Raw genomic sequence first — 16045 nt, forward strand, 5'->3', positions numbered from 1 at the left:
GTGATCTGGCAATCGCCGTCGGATCACGTCATGATGCCAACTGACATGTTAGTGTGGTAGATGCCATGAGCCTCCTTCGACTCGACCCCAATGATACCGTTGCCGTCGCCCGCGAGGCGTTGACGCCCGGTGCGGTGTATGACGACGTGACCGCCGTGGACGCGGTTCCGCGCGGCCACAAGATGGCGCTTCGGGATATCGCGACGGGGGAACCCGTCCTCAAATTCGCGCAGGTCATCGGGGTCGCATCGCAGGACATTGCGGCCGGCACCCATGTGCATACCCATAATCTTGCGTTCCAGCCCGTCGCTGGCCGCTATGAGTTCAGCACCAATCTTCGACCGGCCACACCGGCCCCGACCACGGACACCTTCATGGGGTACCGGCGTGAGAATGGCAGTGTGGGCACCCGCAACTACATCGCGATCGTCACATCGGTGAATTGTTCGGCCACCGCGGCCCGGATGATCGCTGCGCATTTCACCCCGGAGCGATTGGCCGAATATCCCAACGTCGATGGCGTCGCCGCATTCGTCCATGGCACGGGCTGTGGAATGGCCGGCGACGGTGACGGGTTCGAAGCGCTCCAGAGGGTCATGTGGGGCTATGCCAAGCACCCAAATCACGCGGGCGTCCTGATGGTCGGGCTGGGCTGCGAGATGAACCAGATCGACTGGCTTCTCGAGGCCTACGGGCTCAAGCAGGGCCCCTTGTTCCAGACGATGAACATCCAGAACGTCGCAGGTCTGCGCAAGACGGTTGAGCTGGGCATTCGCAAGATCGAGGAGATGCTCCCCCTCGCCAATCAGGCCGAACGGGAGCCGTGCCCGGCCTCCGAACTCAGGGTCGCCCTGCAATGCGGCGGATCGGACGCCTGGTCCGGCATCACCGCGAACCCGGCGCTGGGCAACGCCTGTGACAGGCTTGTGGCGCAGGGTGGCACCGGGGTTCTTGCCGAAACGCCCGAGATCTATGGCGCCGAACACCTGCTAACCGAACGGGCCGCCGACACGGCGACGGGCGAAAGACTCGTCTCTCTGATCAAGTGGTGGGAGGATTACACGGCCCGCAACAAAGGCACGATGGACAACAATCCGAGCCCCGGAAACAAGGCCGGTGGCCTGACGACGATCCTCGAGAAATCGCTTGGCGCGGCGGCCAAGGGCGGCACGACGCCGTTGGTCGGTGTCTATAAGTATGCCGAAGAGGTGCGCGCCCGCGGGTTCACCTTCATGGACAGCCCGGGCTATGATCCTGCATCGGTGACGGGCCAGATCGCGGGCGGCTGCAACCTTGTCTGTTTCACCACCGGCCGGGGGTCGGCCTTCGGGTCGAAGCCTGCGCCCACGATCAAGGTCGCAACCAATTCCGAGATGGCTGCCCGGATGAGCGAGGACATGGATATCGACGCAGGCCGCATCCTGAGCGAGGGGCTGGGCGTCGAAGAGATGGGCCGCGAGATCTACGAGATGTTCCTGCGCGTCGCGAGCGGCGAAAAGACGAAGTCCGAGGCTCAGGGTCTCGGGGATTATGAATTCGTGCCGTGGCAGATCGGCGCGGTGATGTAGACCCAGCCGTACCGGCGGGGAAAGGATGGCGGACATGACCAAACCAGCGATCGGTTTCATCGGGCTGGGCCTCATGGGAAGCGCGATGGTAGGGCGTCTTCTTGATTGCGGCTATCCCCTGACGGTGATGGCGAACAGGTCGCGCGCGAATGTCGACGCCGCGGTGGCGCGAGGCGCCACCGAAGTTGCCACCGCCCGTGAAGTCGCTGCCGCATCGGACATCGTCATGCTGTGTATGGATACCAGCGCCAGCGTCGAGTCGCGGATGCGCGGCCCCGATGGTGTGATCGCGGGTGTCAGGCCCAGGGCTTGCGTGATCGATTTCGGTACGTCCCTGCCGCTTTCTACGCGAACGCTTGGCGCCGAGGTCGAGGCCGCGGGCGCAAGCTACCTCGATGCACCACTGGGCCGGACGCCGGCCCATGCAAAGGATGGCAAGCTCAACATCATGGCCGCCGGTGATGTGGCCGCGTTCGCCAGCGTCGAGCCGGTTCTGCAGGATCTGGGCGAGAACGTCTTTCACCTCGGGGCGCTGGGCGCGGGTCACACGGTCAAGCTGATCAACAACTTCTTCGGCATGACCGTCGCCAACTCGATGGCAGAGGCGTTCGGGATGGCCGATGTCGCCGGGATCGACCGAAAGGCCCTGTACGACGTGATGGCGGCCGGGCCGCTGCGATCGGGCATGATGGATTTCATGGCCGCCTATGCGATCGACGGAATTCCCGACCAGCTTGCCTTTTCCATCCAGAACGCGGCCAAGGACGTGGGCTATTACGACCAGATGGTGCGCGACAACGGATCGACCTCGCTGATGGTGCAAGGCGCCCTTGGCGCGCTGAGCGAGGCCGCCGCCCGCGGCGACGGGTCAGAGATGGTCGCGAAGATGGTCGACTTTCACGTGGCCCGCATGCGCGGTGACGACGACGACTGACCGGCGCCATCCGGTTTGACATGGCTCAAGGCCGGGGTGCGCGATCCCGGCCAGACTTCTTCCGATCCCCAGCTTCGGATCAGGAGGAGACACCGCCATGTACAAGAACATCCTAGTGCCCGTGATTTTCGACGAGACACATGACACGCAGGCCTCTTTTCTGGTGGCGAAACGGCTTGCCGGTGAGGGGGCGGAATTTACCGTCCTGCATGTGATGGAGACGATGCCCGCCTATGCGGCAATGCAGATCCCCGCCGAGATCCTTGCCCAGACGCGCGCCGATCTGGACCATAAATTGAAACGGCTCGCAGACGGGCTGGACGGTGCAAAGGCTGTCGTTGTCGAGGGTCACGCCGGACGGCGGATCGCCGATCATGCCCAAGACAACGGTATCGACTGCATCGTCATGGCATCACATCGGCACAGTTTGAAAGACGTATTCATCGGATCGACGGCCGATTGGGTTGTCCGGCACGCCAATTGTTCGGTTCACGTCATCCGCTAGGAAAGTGGCCCCGCCGATAAGGCGGGGCGGCACCTGTCCCGGTTCTTAACCGGTGACAACCGGCACGCAGGTGCCGGTCTCGTTGTCCATCATGGTTCCCTCGGCGCAGGACATCGCCGTGTCCGTCGTATGCGTTTCAAGGGAACAGCCCATCGCGAACGACAGTGTCGGGAACACGATAAGGGCAATGGCAGTCGTCATGGTCTTCAGAGTCATTCTGGAGGTCCTCCATGGCTATGCGCAAAATGGCGCTCCGAAAACTTTAGCGCGAGTTTACCCGGCGTCAAAGCCCGAGATGGAGATCGGTTCGATTTGCGCAAAAAAGAGGCCCCGCCAAAAGGCGGGGCAGTTCGTGCCCGGGCGGTTTGTCATGCCACGGGCACCGGCGGTAACACCGTGTCGCGTCAGTTCTCGCGCATCTCCGCGCGGATTTGCTGACGCAGAATGTCGATGGGGATGTCCTTCCCGTCCTTCTTGAAGTGCCAGTAAGTCCAGCCGTTGCAGGACGGGGCGCCTTCCAGATGCGCGCCGACCTTGTGGATCGACCCCTTGACGTCTTCGCCGATCAGCGTGCCGTCGGCCCGGACCTTGGCCGTCTTGCCGCGTGGCGAGAACAGCCTTTCGCCGGGGCGAAGCATTCCGCGTTCGACCAGGACACCGAAGGCGACCCGCGGTTCGGCGCGCTTGGGCGTCGTGACCTGAAGCGCCTCCTTGTCGAACTTGCGAACGTTCTCGATGCGCTTTGCGGCAACCTTGCGATAGGCCTCTTCGCGTTCGATCCCGATGAACTCGCGGCCCAGCATCTTGGCAACCGCGCCGGTCGTGCCGGTGCCGAAGAACGGGTCGAGCACGACATCGCCGGGGTTGGTCGTCCCGAGGATAACCCGGTGCAGAAGGCTTTCGGGCTTTTGCGTCGGGTGCGCCTTGTCGCCGCTTGCATCCTTGATGCGTTCGTGGCCGGTGCAGATCGGCAGAACCCAGTCCGATCGCATCTGGATGCCCTCGTTCAGCTCTTTCAGCGCCTCGTAGTTGAACGTGTATTTCGCGCCTTCCTGCTTGGAGGCCCAGATCAGCGTCTCGTGGGCATTGGTCAGCCGTTTGCCCCGGAAGTTGGGCATCGGGTTGGACTTGCGCCAGACCACGTCATTCAGGATCCAGAACCCCTGGTTCTGCAACTCGGCCCCGAGACGGAAAACGTTGTGATACGATCCAATGACCCAGATCGCGCCATTCGGCTTTAGAAGCCGGCGTGCCGCAGCAAGCCAGTTCTTCGTGAAGGTGTCATAGGCCCCGAAGGACGAGAACTGATCCCAGTCATCATCGACCGCATCGACGCGGCTGTTGTCGGGCCGATGGAGGTCGCCCCGGAGTTGGAGGTTGTAGGGCGGGTCGGCAAAGATCAGGTCGACGGACGCCTCTGGCAGGCTGCGCATCACTTCGATGCAATCACCGTCAAGAATCGAGTTAAGGGGGAGCGCTTGCGCGCCCGGAGCTTTCGTTTTCGTCATTTTCTGCCTCTGTCCCCGGCGCTTTTTGCGCTCGTTGGTTGGCCCTAAAGATGAGTCAGAGACGATTCGCTGTCAAAAACTTTATTGAATCAGGTGCTTGCGTTTTTTGCTTGATACAAGATTTCGTGGACCGGCCGGAACGAGCGTCTATGGTGTGGGGTCACACCAAGATTTCGGAGCGCCTCTTTGTGGCTTTTCGACGGATACCCGGAATTGCTCTCCCAGCCGTAACCGGGATGCTGTTGCGCCAAATCCACCATGATCGCGTCGCGCTTTGTCTTGGCCACAATTGAGGCAGCGGCAATCGACAGCGATCGCGCGTCTCCCTTGATCACGGCTTCGGCCGAACAGGTCAGATCCCGGGGGATCATATTGCCGTCACAAAGAACGTGATCCGCGGGGGCACCCAGCGCCGCGACCGCGCGGCACATCGCCAGATGAGAGGCATAGAGGATGTTGAGTTGGTCGATCTCTTCGACCGAGGCGATACCGACGCCGACCTCGCACAGCGCTTCGATCTGTTCGAGCGCGGCATCTCTGCGCTTCGCACTCAGCGTCTTGCTGTCGGCCAGACCTTGGGGAATTCGCGCGGGATCGATGATCACCGCAGCGGCAACGACGGGGCCGGCAAGCGGGCCGCGCCCCGCCTCGTCGACGCCGGCGATCCGGCGAAAATTCCGGGCCCGGGCGGCCTCTTCCAGTTCGAAGGTTGCGACGATCCTGTCCATACCTCCAACAACCAGAGAACACGCCCCGACTCAACCACCGTCGGGTTCGTATCCGGCCCAAAGGGGCGGAAGGTCATGTCCGGTCCTTCCGCCCCCAAGACACCGCGCAACTGGGGCTGAGCGCACGGCATCACTGCTCGACCGGCTTACTGGCCGGCCAAAACATAGCCCGCAGCCTCGAGACAGGCCGGGTCATAGGCCCGAACGCGTTCTCCTTCAGCGCGGAACGTCACGAGGCAATCCTGCGGCAACTCGCGGTTCTCGATATGTCCCTCCCGCAGGCAATCGGCGGTATAGAGCGTCACGGTGCCTGCCCGGGTGTCGTAGCCGTCAAGGCAACTGGCCGGAACGATCAGGTCCCGGCGTTCCTCGCGGGTTTCGCGCCGCTCCTGACGATCTTCACGACCAAGGGCCAGTGCAGGCGCGGCCTGTGCGACAGCGGCCAGGATCAGGACAGATTTGAACAGGGTCTTCATGGTCTTTTCTCCGGTATGTCTGGGCTGGCAGCGACGCCCGGTTGCGATGCCCAACAGATCGTCCTTTTGCCGTTCGACAGGCAATAACGGGCGCGTGTTATCGGCTATCAGGCCCGGTCGTTCAGGTTGGCTATTGTCTATCAACGCGTCTCGACGTCATGGTGAGGCATGTTCAGACAGTTCTTCGCCATCCCGACAACCCTCGCCTTCCTGGCCACAGCGGCACAGGCCGCCTGTTATGCCGATTACAAGGCAAAACAGGATGATCCCTTGCGGCTCCATTACGGTGTGGTCGAGGTGTCTGGCGAATGCTCTGCCGCGAATGCCGCATCCCAGCTTGGGCCGAAGCTGGCGGCAGACGGGTGGGAGCTTCTGACCATCGTCGGCGTCTTCGATGACGCGGGGCTCGACGAAAGGAGAGAGAGTGCAGGCGACTACTACCTCCGCTACTGAATCGCGGCAGACCGGCAACAGGATCGTCATCGGCGGCATATCTGCCATCGTGGGCATCCTTCTTGCTGCGGCGGCGCTGCTGTTTCTCAACCTTCCCGATGCGAATGCATTCAACGCGCGTGTCGAACAGCTGTTCGTCGAGAATGCCGATCTGACGAGCCAGGCCGAAATCAAGCTGCTCGAGATCCTCGCCCAATCGGGAACCGCGTTTTCCGAGACGCTCGACAGCTATCGTTTCGTGATCTTCGTGCTTCTGGTCTTCGCGACTTCGCTCCTGATCGCGGCGGTGGTGTTTCTCGTGATGCTGATCGCGCTGAACCAGCGGATGGGTCAGATCGAGAGAAAGGGGATCGAGGTCAACTCTCTTCTGATCGCGCGAGAGCAGAACACGGTCCTGCTGAACAATTTCGAATTCAAGCTGACGGATGCCGCGATCGAGACTCTCAGCGTTCTGGCAGAAGCCCGGATGGATGACGAGGTTCTGTCCGGCGCAGAGATCGAGGCCGTGATTTCAGGCCGATCCTCCGCTGATTGCGACGAGGCGGCGGGCGCCACCCGGATCAAGCGTCTGCGCGACACGCTGGGCAACCAGATGGTCAGCGAACTTCTGGTCAAGAACATCGCCCGGCGCGGCTATGTTCTGGCGATCGACAAATCCGTCATACGGATGGTGTGACGCCTAGCCGCTGAACCGGGCCCGGTAATCCGACGGTGTCTCGCCCTGTGACAGGCGAAACCGACGCGAGAAGTGGGACGGATCGGCAAAGCCTGTCCGATAGCCGACCTCGGCCACCGGCATCCGGGTAAACGCCAGCAAGCGACACGCCTCCGTCATGACCGCAGCCTCGATATAGGCGCCGGCGCTCATGCCGCGTTCCTGTCGGCAGATGCGGCTCAGCTGACCGGTGGTGACCGACAGGGCGGCGGCGAAATCGCCGGGCCGCCAATTGTCGCCAAGATGCCGGCCGATCAGTGCATCAAGCCGCTGCAGACGGTCGGTAGCCGCACTGTCCGGTCCGGCCTTGTCGCTTTGCCCGGCCTCGGCCACTTCGGCAAGGATGGTATGGGCCAGTCCCACGACGGACTGCGCACGAAAGGCACCAGTGCCGGCCAGTCGCCGTGTCATGTGGCCGATCAGATCGACAAGGGGGGCGCTGGCTCGCCCCGTGACGGGCGCCGACAGGCATCCGGCGATATCGTCTTGCGCGGGCCCGATCGAGGCGGTCACCGGCAGCGGGAAAGACAGGACCAAACCCTCGGTTCCGGGCGAGAAATCGAACCCGTGGACCGCAAGGATCGGCAGATAAAGAAAATCCCCGGATTCCAGATCGAAGGACCGGGCATCAACCTGCGTTCGGGCAGAGCCTTCCTCGATATAGAAAAGCTGGGTCATCTGGCTGTGCCGATGCGGCGCGATTACCCATCCGTGCCCCTGTGCCCGATCCCGGATGCGTTCGCAATGGACCACATCGGGGAAAGCGCCGGTTTCCCCGAAAAGCGAAAAGACGGGAATTCGGTTTTCATGCTCCATGCACGATTCGTACCAGTCATTGCGCGACCGGTCCATTCCCGGGGTGCATTGCCCGGACTAGGTGTCTTCTCTGGATTTATCGGGAGGTGGGGAACATGAAGACGGATGTGGTGATCATCGGGGGCGGCCCCTCGGGCCTTTTGCTGTCGCAGCTCCTGAACAAGGCCGGCGTCGAGACGATCATCCTTGAGAGGTCGAGCCGCGAACATGTGCTCAGCCGCATTCGTGCCGGTGTCCTTGAATGGGGAACGGTCGATCTCTTGCAGGAGGCCGGCGTCGACGAGAGATTGCGGCGCGAGGGCATCCCGCATGACGGATGCTACCTGGCGGACGAAGATCAGATGATCCACATCGATTTCCATGGCCTCACGAACAAGAGGTCGATGGTCTATGGCCAGACCGAAGTGACGAAGGATCTTTATGCCGCGCAGGACAGGCAGGGCACACCCATTCTGCACGGGGTCGAGGATGTCGTGATCAACGATCCCAAGTCCGACGCCCCCTATGTCACCTGCATCCTCGACGGCACTCCGACACGGATCGATTGCCGGTATGTCGCGGGCTGCGACGGATTTCACGGTGTCAGCCGCAAGACCATCCCCGAGACCGTCCGTGAGGAATTCGAGAGGGTCTATCCCTTCGGATGGCTTGGCATCCTGTCCGAGACCCCGCCCGCCAACGACGAGCTGATCTATTGCCACTCGGATCGGGGGTTTGCCCTGTGTTCGATGCGGAATGAGAACCTCAGCCGATATTACATTCAGGTCCCGCTGACCGACAAACCCGAGAACTGGAGCGATGACGAGTTCTGGGCCGAACTGAAACGCCGCATGCCGGCGCAAAGCGTCGAGACGCTGGTGACCGGACCGTCGATCGAGAAGTCCATCGCGCCGCTGCGTTCCTTCGTGACCGAACCCATGAGCTGGGGCCGATTGTTCCTCGTGGGGGATGCGGCCCATATCGTGCCGCCCACCGGAGCCAAGGGCCTGAACCTTGCCGCCTCGGATGTCTTCTACCTCAAGGAGGGGCTGATCGACGCAATCGTGAACGGCGACAGCACGAAGCTTGATGCCTATTCCGACCGGGCGCTTGCCCGGATCTGGAAGGCGATGCGCTTCAGCTGGGAAATGACGACGATGCTTCATCAGTTCGATGGCGAAGACAGCTTTGCCCCGCAGATGCGCAAGGCGACGCTGGACCATCTTGCCAGGTCTGAATCCGCGCGCCGGGACCTTGCGGAGAACTACATCGGCTTGCCCTACTGATCCGATGCGCCGAACGGGCCGTTGCCGGCCGTCATTCGCTCCGCTTCGGCGACCAGCGCCTCCATCAGGTGCTTCTGCTCGATGGGCCAGTCGGCATTGTCGCGCATCGAGATGCCGACCGGCCCGCCCAAGAGTTCGGTCGGAAGGCTCAGGGGCACCAGAAGCCCGTCATCGACGTCTTCGCGCACGACCCCCTGGCTGATGAACCAGACGACATCGCTTTCGGCCACGATCCGGCGCCCGATATCGTGCGAGACGTTCTCGAAGGCGGCTGCCGGATTGTCGATCCCCTGACGTGACAGGAAGGCCCGCACGACGGGCGAGATGACGGCACCGGACGGCGGCAACATCAGGGGGTATCCGATCAGCGCGGCGACGGGCGAAGGGTCACGCAGCAGCGGATGATCGGCCCGTACATAGGCCCCGACCTTTTCGGAATAAAGCTGCCGGAAGGTCAGCCCATCCATCACCGCAACCGACGCCATCCGCCCGACGACCATATCCAGATCACCCTCGCGCAGCTGCGACATCAAGAGCCAGTTCGGCCCCGTCGATATCCGGATCTGGCAATCGGGCCATTCCTCCCGGAAGGCGAGGCAGGCCCGGGGCAACAGATCGGTCGAGGCCGACGGCAGCGCACCGACCGCGATCTTGGGCCGCTCGAGCGCGCCGCCGCGCAGCAGATCCTGACCGCGGCGCAGTTCGACCATGGCGGAGCCGGCCGATTGCTGGAAGACGCGGCCCGCCGGAGTCAGGGTCAAGCGACGCGATGCGCGCGAGAAGAGGGAGGTTCCGAGGATCTCTTCCAGTTCACGGATCGTCTTGGACGCCGCTGGTTGCGACACGTTCAGGGCCTGTGCCGCCGCTGAAAGAGAGCCCAGACGCGCCACTTCAAGAAAGCAGCGCAGGTGGCGCAATTTGAGGTTCGGATCCAACATTATTAACTCATCGGTTATGTAAAAACCAAAACATTATAATTTATGGGCCATGCAGTATGTGCAACACTTCTGTCGACGTGCAGGCAGGAGAAGCGATCGCATGACAAACAGGTATGACACAGGCATGGCCGTGCGCCGTCAGGTTCTAGGTGATCATCATGTCGACCGGGCCGAGGCGACCAAGACGGAATTCGACACGCCCTTTCAGGATCTTATCACGGAATCCGCATGGGGGACTGTCTGGGCGTCGGACGCGATCAGCCGTCGGGAACGGTCGATGCTGACACTCGCGCTTCTGGCCGCGACCGGAAACTTTGAAGAGATTCCCATGCATATCCGCGCGACGGCGCGCACCGGTGCCAGCAAGGCCGATGTGATGGAGGCGTTTCAGCATGTCGCCATCTATGCCGGCGTGCCCAAGGCCAACCACGCCATCAAGCTCGCGCGGAAAACATTCGAAGAAATGGAGACAACCGATGTCTGAGACAGCCCCCCTCATGCCCCGCCGGCGCGAGGTGCATCCGGTTCCCTATGATCCCGACTACAAGACATCCGTCGTGCGGTCGCCGAAACAGGCGCTTCTGTCGCTGGAATCGACCCTGATCGAAGAGACGGGCCCCGTCTTCGGGCACGACCTTCTGGGCCCGCTCGACAACAACCTGATCTACAATTTCACTCAGGGCGCCGCCCCCGCGGTGGGCGAGAGAATCCGCGTTCATGGCCGGGTTCTGGATGAAACCGGACGCGCCGTTCCCAACACGCTGGTCGAGGTCTGGCAGGCCAATGCCGGCGGGCGCTATCGCCACGTGAAAGACACATATTTCGCACCTCTCGATCCGAATTTCGGAGGCTGCGGGCGAACGATCACGGATGAAAACGGCTATTACGAATTCATGACGATCCGCCCCGGCGCCTATCCCTGGCCCAACCGGGCCAACGACTGGCGGCCCATGCATATCCATTTTTCGATCTTCGGCTCGGGTTTCGGACAGCGGCTGATCAGCCAGATGTATTTTCAGGGCGATCCGCTGATCGACCTGTGTCCCATCGTGAACACGATCAAGGACAGGGGGCAGATCGACAGGCTCGTCGCGCCCCTCGACATGCAGAACAGCCGTGGGATGGATTACATCGCCTACAAATTCGACATCGTGCTGCGCGGGCGGCGGCAGACAATGTTCGAAAACAAGCCGGAGGGCATGTGACATGACGCAACCACTTGATATCCTGACCGAAACACCATCCCAGACAGCCGGCCCATATGTGCATATCGGCTGCATCCCCACATTCGCTGGGGTCGAAGGGGTTTATCCCGAAGACCTTGGCCTGAGCCCGATCTCAGACGGCGCCAGGGGCGAGGTGATCACGATCCGCGGTTCGGTCTATGACGGCACCGGCTGGGCCTTGCGCGATGCCATGATGGAAAGCTGGCAACCCGATGCCGCCGGGCTGTTTCCCGGGCAGGACGGTGCCGATCCGAAGGTCAGCGGCTTTTGCCGCTTTGCTGCCGACAAGGATAGCGGGGAATTCACCCTTCGCACCGTGAAACCGGGCCCCGTCCCATTGCGGCATGGCGGGTTGCAGGCCCCGCACATCGCGCTGTGGATCGTCGCGCGGGGGATCAACATCGGTCTGAGCACGCGAATCTATTTCGAGGATGAGGACAATTCCGGCGACATGCTTTTGAACCGGATCGAACAGCGCCCCCGTGCCGACACCCTGATCGCGCGCAAAACGGGCGAGGGCGAGTATCGGTTCGATATCCGGCTTCAGGGCGAAGGAGAGACGGTCTTTCTCGACATGTGATCCGGGTGTTGGCCCGCGGCCTGATCGGCCAGCCAGTCCCGAAACCGGGACAAGGCGCCTTGCGAGGCCTTGGCTTCCGGCCATGCCAGCCAGTAGGAGCCTGATCCCGGCACCGCCTCATCGAGGACAGGCAGAAGGCGTCCTTCGGCCATCTCGATCCGGGCGAGGTAATCGGGCAGGAGCGCGATCCCCAGCCCAGAGATCGCGGCCTGTATCATCATCGAGAATTGATCCACGACCATGCCTTCGGCCCCGGTCATCTGCCCGCCCTGACCGGCGAACCAATCCGCCCAGCTTTCGGGCCGGTTCTCGAGCCGCAGAAGTGGCAAGCCGGACATGTCCTCAGGTGTCGTGATCGGGTTGCGGTCAAGGAAACCGGGGGATCCACAGGCCGTCAGCGCCTCGTCGAACAGCTTGTGGTGATGCACGTCGGGCCAGTCCGGGTCGCCGAAATAGATCACGGCATCGAAAATCTCGGTCTCGAAGCTGAACCGCTGGATCCGGGTCGACAGGTTCACCGAGATGCCAGGATGCGCCTCGAAGAACCCACCCAGCCGCGGCCCCAGCCAGCGCGTCGCGAATGTCGGCAGCACGGCGAGGGAGATGGTCCCGCCGCCGGGATTGGCAACGACCGACATCGACGCCCGCTGGATCATGTCGAGGGCCCGTTGGATATCGCCTTGATAGGCCAGCGCGGCCTGCGTCGGCATCAGCCTGCGTTTCTGACGGATGAACAGGTCTGTCCCCAGCTGTTCTTCCAGGGATTGGGTCAGGCGGCTGACTGTCGATTGCGTCAGGTTCAGTTCGGTCGCCGCCGACGTCACGGACCTGTGCCGCACGACTGCGTCAAAGGCCAGAAGCTGGCTGAGGGAAGGAAGGAAACGTCGCTGTCGCATGATCATGCATCTAATGCATCAAGTGATGGAGGAATAGCGTTTCATTTCCAAGAATGATGCAGATATTGAAGAGCTGGAACAGAGTTTCTGCGCATGACCCGCCCCGGAAAGGATCGATCTGATGGCCGACAGCACTCACAAGGGACAGCCCTTCAAATGGGAGGATCCCTTCCTTCTGGATGACCAGCTGTCCGAAGAAGACCGGATGATCCGCGATGCCGCCGCGGCCTTTGCCGCCGACAAACTCGCGCCCCGGATCGAGGCCGCCTACATGAACGAGGAAACCGATCCGGCGATCTTTGCCGAGATGGGGGCCTCCGGTCTTCTGGGTGTGACGGTCCCCGAGGAATACGGCGGCGCGGGCGCCAGCTATGTGTCCTATGGTCTGGTGGCGCGCGAGGTCGAGCGGATCGACAGCGGATTCCGGTCGATGATGTCGGTGCAATCCTCGCTCGTGATGTTTCCGATCCATGCCTATGGGTCGGAAGAGCAGAAACAGAAGTATCTGCCGGGCCTCGCGGCGGGTGAACTGATCGGCTGTTTCGGACTGACCGAACCCGATGCCGGGTCCGACCCGTCGGGGATGAAGACGCGCGCGGAAAAGATCGATGGCGGTTACCGGCTGACCGGCTCCAAGATGTGGATTTCGAATTCGCCGATCGCCGATGTGTTCGTCGTCTGGGCCAAGTCGGATGCGCATGACGGCAAGGTCTGCGGGTTCATCCTCGAAAAGGGCATGAAGGGTCTTTCGGCGCCCAAGATCGGCGGAAAGCTGTCGCTGCGGGCGTCGATCACGGGCGAAATCGTGATGCAGGGCGTCGAGGTCGGCGAAGATGCGATCCTGCCCGGCATTCGCGGCATGGGTGGTCCGTTCGGCTGTCTGAACCGCGCGCGATACGGCATCAGCTGGGGTGTGATGGGCGCGGCAGAGGATTGCTGGATTCGGGCCCACAACTACGGGATGGAACGCAAGCAGTTCAACCGGCCTCTTGCGGCAACGCAGCTTTATCAGAAGAAACTCGCAGACATGCAGACCGAGATCGCGTTGGGCCTTCAGGGTGCGCTGCGCGTTGGCCAACTGATGGACCAGGGCAAGTTCGCGCCCGAGATGATCTCGATCATGAAGCGCAACAATTGCGGCAAGGCGCTGGATATCGCGCGCATGGCCCGCGACATGCATGGCGGCAACGGAATCCAGATCGGATATCACGTGATGCGCCACGCCCAGAACCTTGAAACCGTGAATACCTACGAAGGAACCCACGACGTTCACGCTCTGATTTTGGGCCGCGCGCAAACGGGATTGCAGGCCTTTGGCTGATGCACCTCTCAAGGGATTGCGGGTCGTCGAACTGGCCCGCATCCTTGCCGGGCCGTGGATCGGGCAGACGCTGGCCGATCTGGGTGCCGAGGTCATCAAGGTGGAATCCCCGGCGGGCGATGACACGCGCACATGGGGCCCGCCCTTCATCGAACGCCCTCTGCCCGATGGCGGAACTGAGACGGTGGCTGCCTATTTCCACGCCGCCAACAGGGGCAAGACCTCGGTCACCTGTGATTTCGGCGATCCTGCCGATCTGGTCCGCCTGAAAGAGTTGATCGCAACGGCCGACGTGGTGATCGAGAATTTCAAGCTCGGCGGGCTTGAGAAATTCGGGCTGCATTACGAGGCGCTTGCGCCTTCGAACCCACGGCTTGTCTATGCCTCGATCACGGGGTTTGGCCAGACCGGGCCAAGGGCCGCGCAGCCGGGCTATGATTTCCTGCTGCAGGGCATGTGCGGGATCATGGATCTGACCGGCGATCCGAACGGGGAACCGCAGAAGATCGGTGTTGCCTGGATCGATATCTTCACCGGTCTTTATGGCGTGATCGGAATTCAGGCGGCTCTTGCCGAACGGGAACGATCGGGCAAGGGTCAGCATGTGGACCTGTCGCTTCTCGATAGCGGCGTCGGCGTTCTGGCCAATCAGGCCGCGAATTTCCTCTTGGGGGATGTCGTTCCGCGGCGGCTGGGCAATGCGCATCCGAACATCGTCCCGTATCAGGTCTTTCCGGCCTCGGACGGGCACCTGATCATCGCCTGCGGCAACGATCGCCAGTTCCGGTCGCTTTGCGGTGTGCTGGACCTGCCCGATATCGCGGCCGCGCCCGAGTATGCCGCGAATTCCGACAGGGTGGCCAACCGTGACAGCCTTTCGGTGGCCCTGTCGGACGCCACCTCCCGCAGGACACGGGCAGACCTGATCGCTGCGCTGAAGGAGGCTGCGGTGCCCGCAGGGCCGATCAACACGGTTCCCGAGGCGCTCTCGGATCCGCAGACCGTCGCCCGGGGCATGGTGATCGAACCCGAGGGGATCGCCGGTGTCCGCACGCCGATCGTCTTTTCCCGAAGCGACCTGAACACCGCCCGCGCCGCTCCGATCCTTGGCTCCGGCGGCTGGTCGTTCGACGATGAGGAGCGTTGACAGGCCGGGCTCAGGCCTCTCATTTCCCGTGCATCCTTTGTGATGACGGCTAGTATAGCCGGAACTGCGCATACCGCATCGACAAGAAACAGGAAGACCATGACAAAGCCTTGCATCATCTGTGTCGCGATCACCGGATCAGTTCCGACAAAAGCTGACAATCCGGCGGTTCCCATCACGATCGAGGAACAGGTCGAAAGCACGCAGGAGGCGTTCGAGGCGGGGGCCAGCATTGCGCATTGCCATGTTCGCAATCCGGACGGATCGACGACCTCGGACCCTGAAAAGTTCGCCCTGCTCAAGGAAGGGCTGGAAAAGCACTGCCCCGGCATGATCGTCCAGTTTTCAACTGGCGGACGCTCCGGCAGCGGAACCGAAAGGGGCGGCATGTTGCCCCTTGAGCCGGACATGGCCTCCCTCACCGTGGGATCGAACAATTTCCCGACGCGGGTCTATGAAAACAGCCCCGACCTCGTGGCCTGGCTTTCGTCCGAGATGCGGAAGTATCAGGTCACCCCCGAGATCGAGGCCTTCGATCTGAGCCAGCTTCTGCAGGCGATCCGGATGCACGGCGAGGGGCTGCTTCATGGCAAGCTCTATGTCCAGTTCGTCATGGGTGTGAAGAACGCCATGCCCGTCGATCGCGAGGTCTTCGATTTCTATGTCCAATTGATGAAGACCCGCGCACCTGACGCCGAATGGTGTGCTGCGGGGATCGGTGCCGGCCAGATTGTCGTGAACGAATGGGCGATCGCGGCCGGGGGTCATACCCGCGCCGGTCTCGAGGACAACATTCGCCTCGACCGCGATACGCTCGCGCCCTCCAACGCTGCCCTCATCAAGAGGGCTGTCGATCTGTGCGAAAAATACGAACGCCCCGTCGCCACGTGGCAGCAGGCGCGCGAAATCCTCGGTGTCCCGCTTCGGACCTGACCTTGCATTCGGCAATGGGAACAATGGCGATCGCGG

At 62.1% G+C, this 16045-nt stretch carries 19 protein-coding genes; 12 read left to right on the forward strand and 7 right to left on the reverse strand.

Features of this window, described 5'->3' with window-relative positions; translation table 11 throughout:
• Positions 1-65 precede the first annotated feature (65 nt).
• The 3 genes from EP376_RS11515 (at position 66) to EP376_RS11525 (ending at position 3007) form a co-directional block, all read left to right on the forward strand.
• Positions 66-1568 carry a UxaA family hydrolase gene (locus EP376_RS11515; protein ID WP_127655669.1) on the forward strand — a complete coding sequence of 501 codons (1503 nt, stop codon included), beginning with the start codon at positions 66-68 and terminating at the stop codon, positions 1566-1568.
• Positions 1569-1602: 34 nt separating this feature from the next.
• Positions 1603-2502 (forward strand): NAD(P)-dependent oxidoreductase, encoded by a 900-nt coding sequence (locus tag EP376_RS11520; protein WP_127655670.1) that lies wholly within the window; start codon positions 1603-1605, stop codon positions 2500-2502.
• Positions 2503-2599: 97 nt separating this feature from the next.
• Positions 2600-3007 (forward strand): universal stress protein, encoded by a 408-nt coding sequence (locus EP376_RS11525; RefSeq protein ID WP_127655671.1) that lies wholly within the window; start codon positions 2600-2602, stop codon positions 3005-3007.
• 45 nt (positions 3008-3052) lie between these two features.
• Here EP376_RS11525 and EP376_RS11530 read toward each other — a convergent pair whose 3' ends face one another.
• The 4 genes from EP376_RS11530 to EP376_RS11545 form a co-directional block, all read right to left on the reverse strand.
• Positions 3053-3223, reverse strand: a complete 171-nt coding sequence (locus EP376_RS11530; RefSeq protein WP_127655672.1) for an adenylosuccinate lyase — start codon at positions 3221-3223, stop codon at positions 3053-3055.
• Positions 3224-3411: 188 nt separating this feature from the next.
• Entirely contained in the window at positions 3412-4515 is a 1104-nt protein-coding gene (locus EP376_RS11535) for a site-specific DNA-methyltransferase (protein ID WP_127655673.1), read from the reverse strand.
• 89 nt (positions 4516-4604) lie between these two features.
• Positions 4605-5243: a ribonuclease HII gene (locus EP376_RS11540; protein ID WP_127655674.1), complete on the reverse strand. Its 639-nt coding sequence runs from the start codon at positions 5241-5243 to the stop codon at positions 4605-4607.
• 146 nt (positions 5244-5389) lie between these two features.
• Positions 5390-5719 carry a hypothetical protein gene (locus EP376_RS11545; protein WP_127655675.1) on the reverse strand — a complete coding sequence of 110 codons (330 nt, stop codon included), beginning with the start codon at positions 5717-5719 and terminating at the stop codon, positions 5390-5392.
• Positions 5720-5887: 168 nt separating this feature from the next.
• On the opposite strand from EP376_RS11545, the gene EP376_RS11550 reads away from it, so the two are divergent.
• Together EP376_RS11550 and EP376_RS11555 are read left to right on the forward strand one after the other, a co-directional pair.
• Entirely contained in the window at positions 5888-6172 is a 285-nt protein-coding gene (locus tag EP376_RS11550; protein WP_127655676.1) for a hypothetical protein, read from the forward strand.
• Positions 6144-6848, forward strand: coding sequence for a winged helix-turn-helix domain-containing protein (locus tag EP376_RS11555; protein WP_127655677.1), 705 nt, complete (start codon positions 6144-6146; stop codon positions 6846-6848). Before EP376_RS11550 ends, EP376_RS11555 begins: the two co-directional genes overlap by 29 nt.
• 3 nt (positions 6849-6851) lie before the next feature.
• Here the strand turns inward: EP376_RS11555 and EP376_RS11560 are convergent, their stop codons facing one another.
• Entirely contained in the window at positions 6852-7703 is an 852-nt protein-coding gene (locus EP376_RS11560; RefSeq protein WP_127655678.1) for a helix-turn-helix domain-containing protein, read from the reverse strand.
• A gap of 95 nt (positions 7704-7798) precedes the next feature.
• On the opposite strand from EP376_RS11560, the gene pobA reads away from it, so the two are divergent.
• Complete coding sequence (gene pobA / locus EP376_RS11565; RefSeq protein ID WP_127655679.1) at positions 7799-8968, forward strand: 4-hydroxybenzoate 3-monooxygenase; 1170 nt, start codon at positions 7799-7801, stop codon at positions 8966-8968.
• On the opposite strand, the gene pcaQ is transcribed toward pobA, so the two are convergent.
• Positions 8962-9906: a pca operon transcription factor PcaQ gene (pcaQ, locus tag EP376_RS11570; RefSeq protein WP_127655680.1), complete on the reverse strand. Its 945-nt coding sequence runs from the start codon at positions 9904-9906 to the stop codon at positions 8962-8964. The genes pobA and pcaQ overlap by 7 nt on opposite strands.
• Before the next feature lie 100 nt (positions 9907-10006).
• Here pcaQ and pcaC point away from each other — a divergent pair, with 100 nt between their 5' ends.
• Genes pcaC through pcaG form a run of 3 tightly spaced genes read left to right on the forward strand, consistent with a single transcriptional unit; the run spans position 10007 to position 11712 of the window.
• The gene (gene pcaC / locus EP376_RS11575) at positions 10007-10390 is read left to right on the forward strand and encodes a 4-carboxymuconolactone decarboxylase (protein WP_127655681.1); all 384 of its coding nucleotides are present in this window, start codon (positions 10007-10009) and stop codon (positions 10388-10390) included.
• Entirely contained in the window at positions 10383-11111 is a 729-nt protein-coding gene (gene pcaH, locus EP376_RS11580; RefSeq protein ID WP_127655682.1) for a protocatechuate 3,4-dioxygenase subunit beta, read from the forward strand. The genes pcaC and pcaH overlap by 8 nt, the downstream gene beginning before the upstream one ends.
• A 1-nt stretch (position 11112) precedes the next feature.
• On the forward strand, positions 11113-11712 hold the full coding sequence (gene pcaG, locus EP376_RS11585) for a protocatechuate 3,4-dioxygenase subunit alpha (protein ID WP_127655683.1): 600 nt from the start codon (positions 11113-11115) through the stop codon (positions 11710-11712).
• On the opposite strand, the gene EP376_RS11590 is transcribed toward pcaG, so the two are convergent.
• Complete coding sequence (locus EP376_RS11590) at positions 11676-12608, reverse strand: LysR family transcriptional regulator (RefSeq protein ID WP_127655684.1); 933 nt, start codon at positions 12606-12608, stop codon at positions 11676-11678. The genes pcaG and EP376_RS11590 overlap by 37 nt on opposite strands.
• Before the next feature lie 121 nt (positions 12609-12729).
• Between EP376_RS11590 and EP376_RS11595 the strand changes: the two genes are divergently transcribed.
• From EP376_RS11595 to EP376_RS11605, 3 genes are all read left to right on the forward strand, one after another.
• Positions 12730-13929, forward strand: a complete 1200-nt coding sequence (locus EP376_RS11595) for an acyl-CoA dehydrogenase (RefSeq protein ID WP_127655685.1) — start codon at positions 12730-12732, stop codon at positions 13927-13929.
• The gene (locus EP376_RS11600; protein ID WP_127655686.1) at positions 13922-15076 is read left to right on the forward strand and encodes a CaiB/BaiF CoA transferase family protein; all 1155 of its coding nucleotides are present in this window, start codon (positions 13922-13924) and stop codon (positions 15074-15076) included. The genes EP376_RS11595 and EP376_RS11600 overlap by 8 nt, the downstream gene beginning before the upstream one ends.
• Before the next feature lie 99 nt (positions 15077-15175).
• Positions 15176-16009 (forward strand): 3-oxoadipate:acetyl-CoA acetyltransferase, encoded by an 834-nt coding sequence (locus tag EP376_RS11605; RefSeq protein WP_127655687.1) that lies wholly within the window; start codon positions 15176-15178, stop codon positions 16007-16009.
• Positions 16010-16045: the final 36 nt, after the last annotated feature.

The organism is Alexandriicola marinus (assembly GCF_004000435.1).
Classification (GTDB): Bacteria; Pseudomonadota; Alphaproteobacteria; order Rhodobacterales; family Rhodobacteraceae; genus Alexandriicola; species Alexandriicola marinus.

What these genes read in the sequence shown, in the direction of transcription:
- EP376_RS11515 (WP_127655669.1), top strand. Translation starts at nt 66, where the DNA reads ATGAGCCTCCTTCGACTCGACCCCAATGATACCGTTGCCGTCGCCCGC.
- EP376_RS11520 (WP_127655670.1), top strand. Translation starts at nt 1,603, where the DNA reads ATGACCAAACCAGCGATCGGTTTCATCGGGCTGGGCCTCATGGGAAGC.
- EP376_RS11525 (WP_127655671.1), top strand. Translation starts at nt 2,600, where the DNA reads ATGTACAAGAACATCCTAGTGCCCGTGATTTTCGACGAGACACATGAC.
- EP376_RS11530 (WP_127655672.1), bottom strand. Translation starts at nt 3,223, where the DNA reads ATGACTCTGAAGACCATGACGACTGCCATTGCCCTTATCGTGTTCCCG.
- EP376_RS11535 (WP_127655673.1), bottom strand. Translation starts at nt 4,515, where the DNA reads ATGACGAAAACGAAAGCTCCGGGCGCGCAAGCGCTCCCCCTTAACTCG.
- EP376_RS11540 (WP_127655674.1), bottom strand. Translation starts at nt 5,243, where the DNA reads ATGGACAGGATCGTCGCAACCTTCGAACTGGAAGAGGCCGCCCGGGCC.
- EP376_RS11545 (WP_127655675.1), bottom strand. Translation starts at nt 5,719, where the DNA reads ATGAAGACCCTGTTCAAATCTGTCCTGATCCTGGCCGCTGTCGCACAG.
- EP376_RS11550 (WP_127655676.1), top strand. Translation starts at nt 5,888, where the DNA reads ATGTTCAGACAGTTCTTCGCCATCCCGACAACCCTCGCCTTCCTGGCC.
- EP376_RS11560 (WP_127655678.1), bottom strand. Translation starts at nt 7,703, where the DNA reads ATGGAGCATGAAAACCGAATTCCCGTCTTTTCGCTTTTCGGGGAAACC.
- pobA (WP_127655679.1), top strand. Translation starts at nt 7,799, where the DNA reads ATGAAGACGGATGTGGTGATCATCGGGGGCGGCCCCTCGGGCCTTTTG.
- pcaQ (WP_127655680.1), bottom strand. Translation starts at nt 9,906, where the DNA reads ATGTTGGATCCGAACCTCAAATTGCGCCACCTGCGCTGCTTTCTTGAA.
- pcaC (WP_127655681.1), top strand. Translation starts at nt 10,007, where the DNA reads ATGACAAACAGGTATGACACAGGCATGGCCGTGCGCCGTCAGGTTCTA.
- pcaH (WP_127655682.1), top strand. Translation starts at nt 10,383, where the DNA reads ATGTCTGAGACAGCCCCCCTCATGCCCCGCCGGCGCGAGGTGCATCCG.
- pcaG (WP_127655683.1), top strand. Translation starts at nt 11,113, where the DNA reads ATGACGCAACCACTTGATATCCTGACCGAAACACCATCCCAGACAGCC.
- EP376_RS11590 (WP_127655684.1), bottom strand. Translation starts at nt 12,608, where the DNA reads ATGCGACAGCGACGTTTCCTTCCTTCCCTCAGCCAGCTTCTGGCCTTT.
- EP376_RS11595 (WP_127655685.1), top strand. Translation starts at nt 12,730, where the DNA reads ATGGCCGACAGCACTCACAAGGGACAGCCCTTCAAATGGGAGGATCCC.
- EP376_RS11605 (WP_127655687.1), top strand. Translation starts at nt 15,176, where the DNA reads ATGACAAAGCCTTGCATCATCTGTGTCGCGATCACCGGATCAGTTCCG.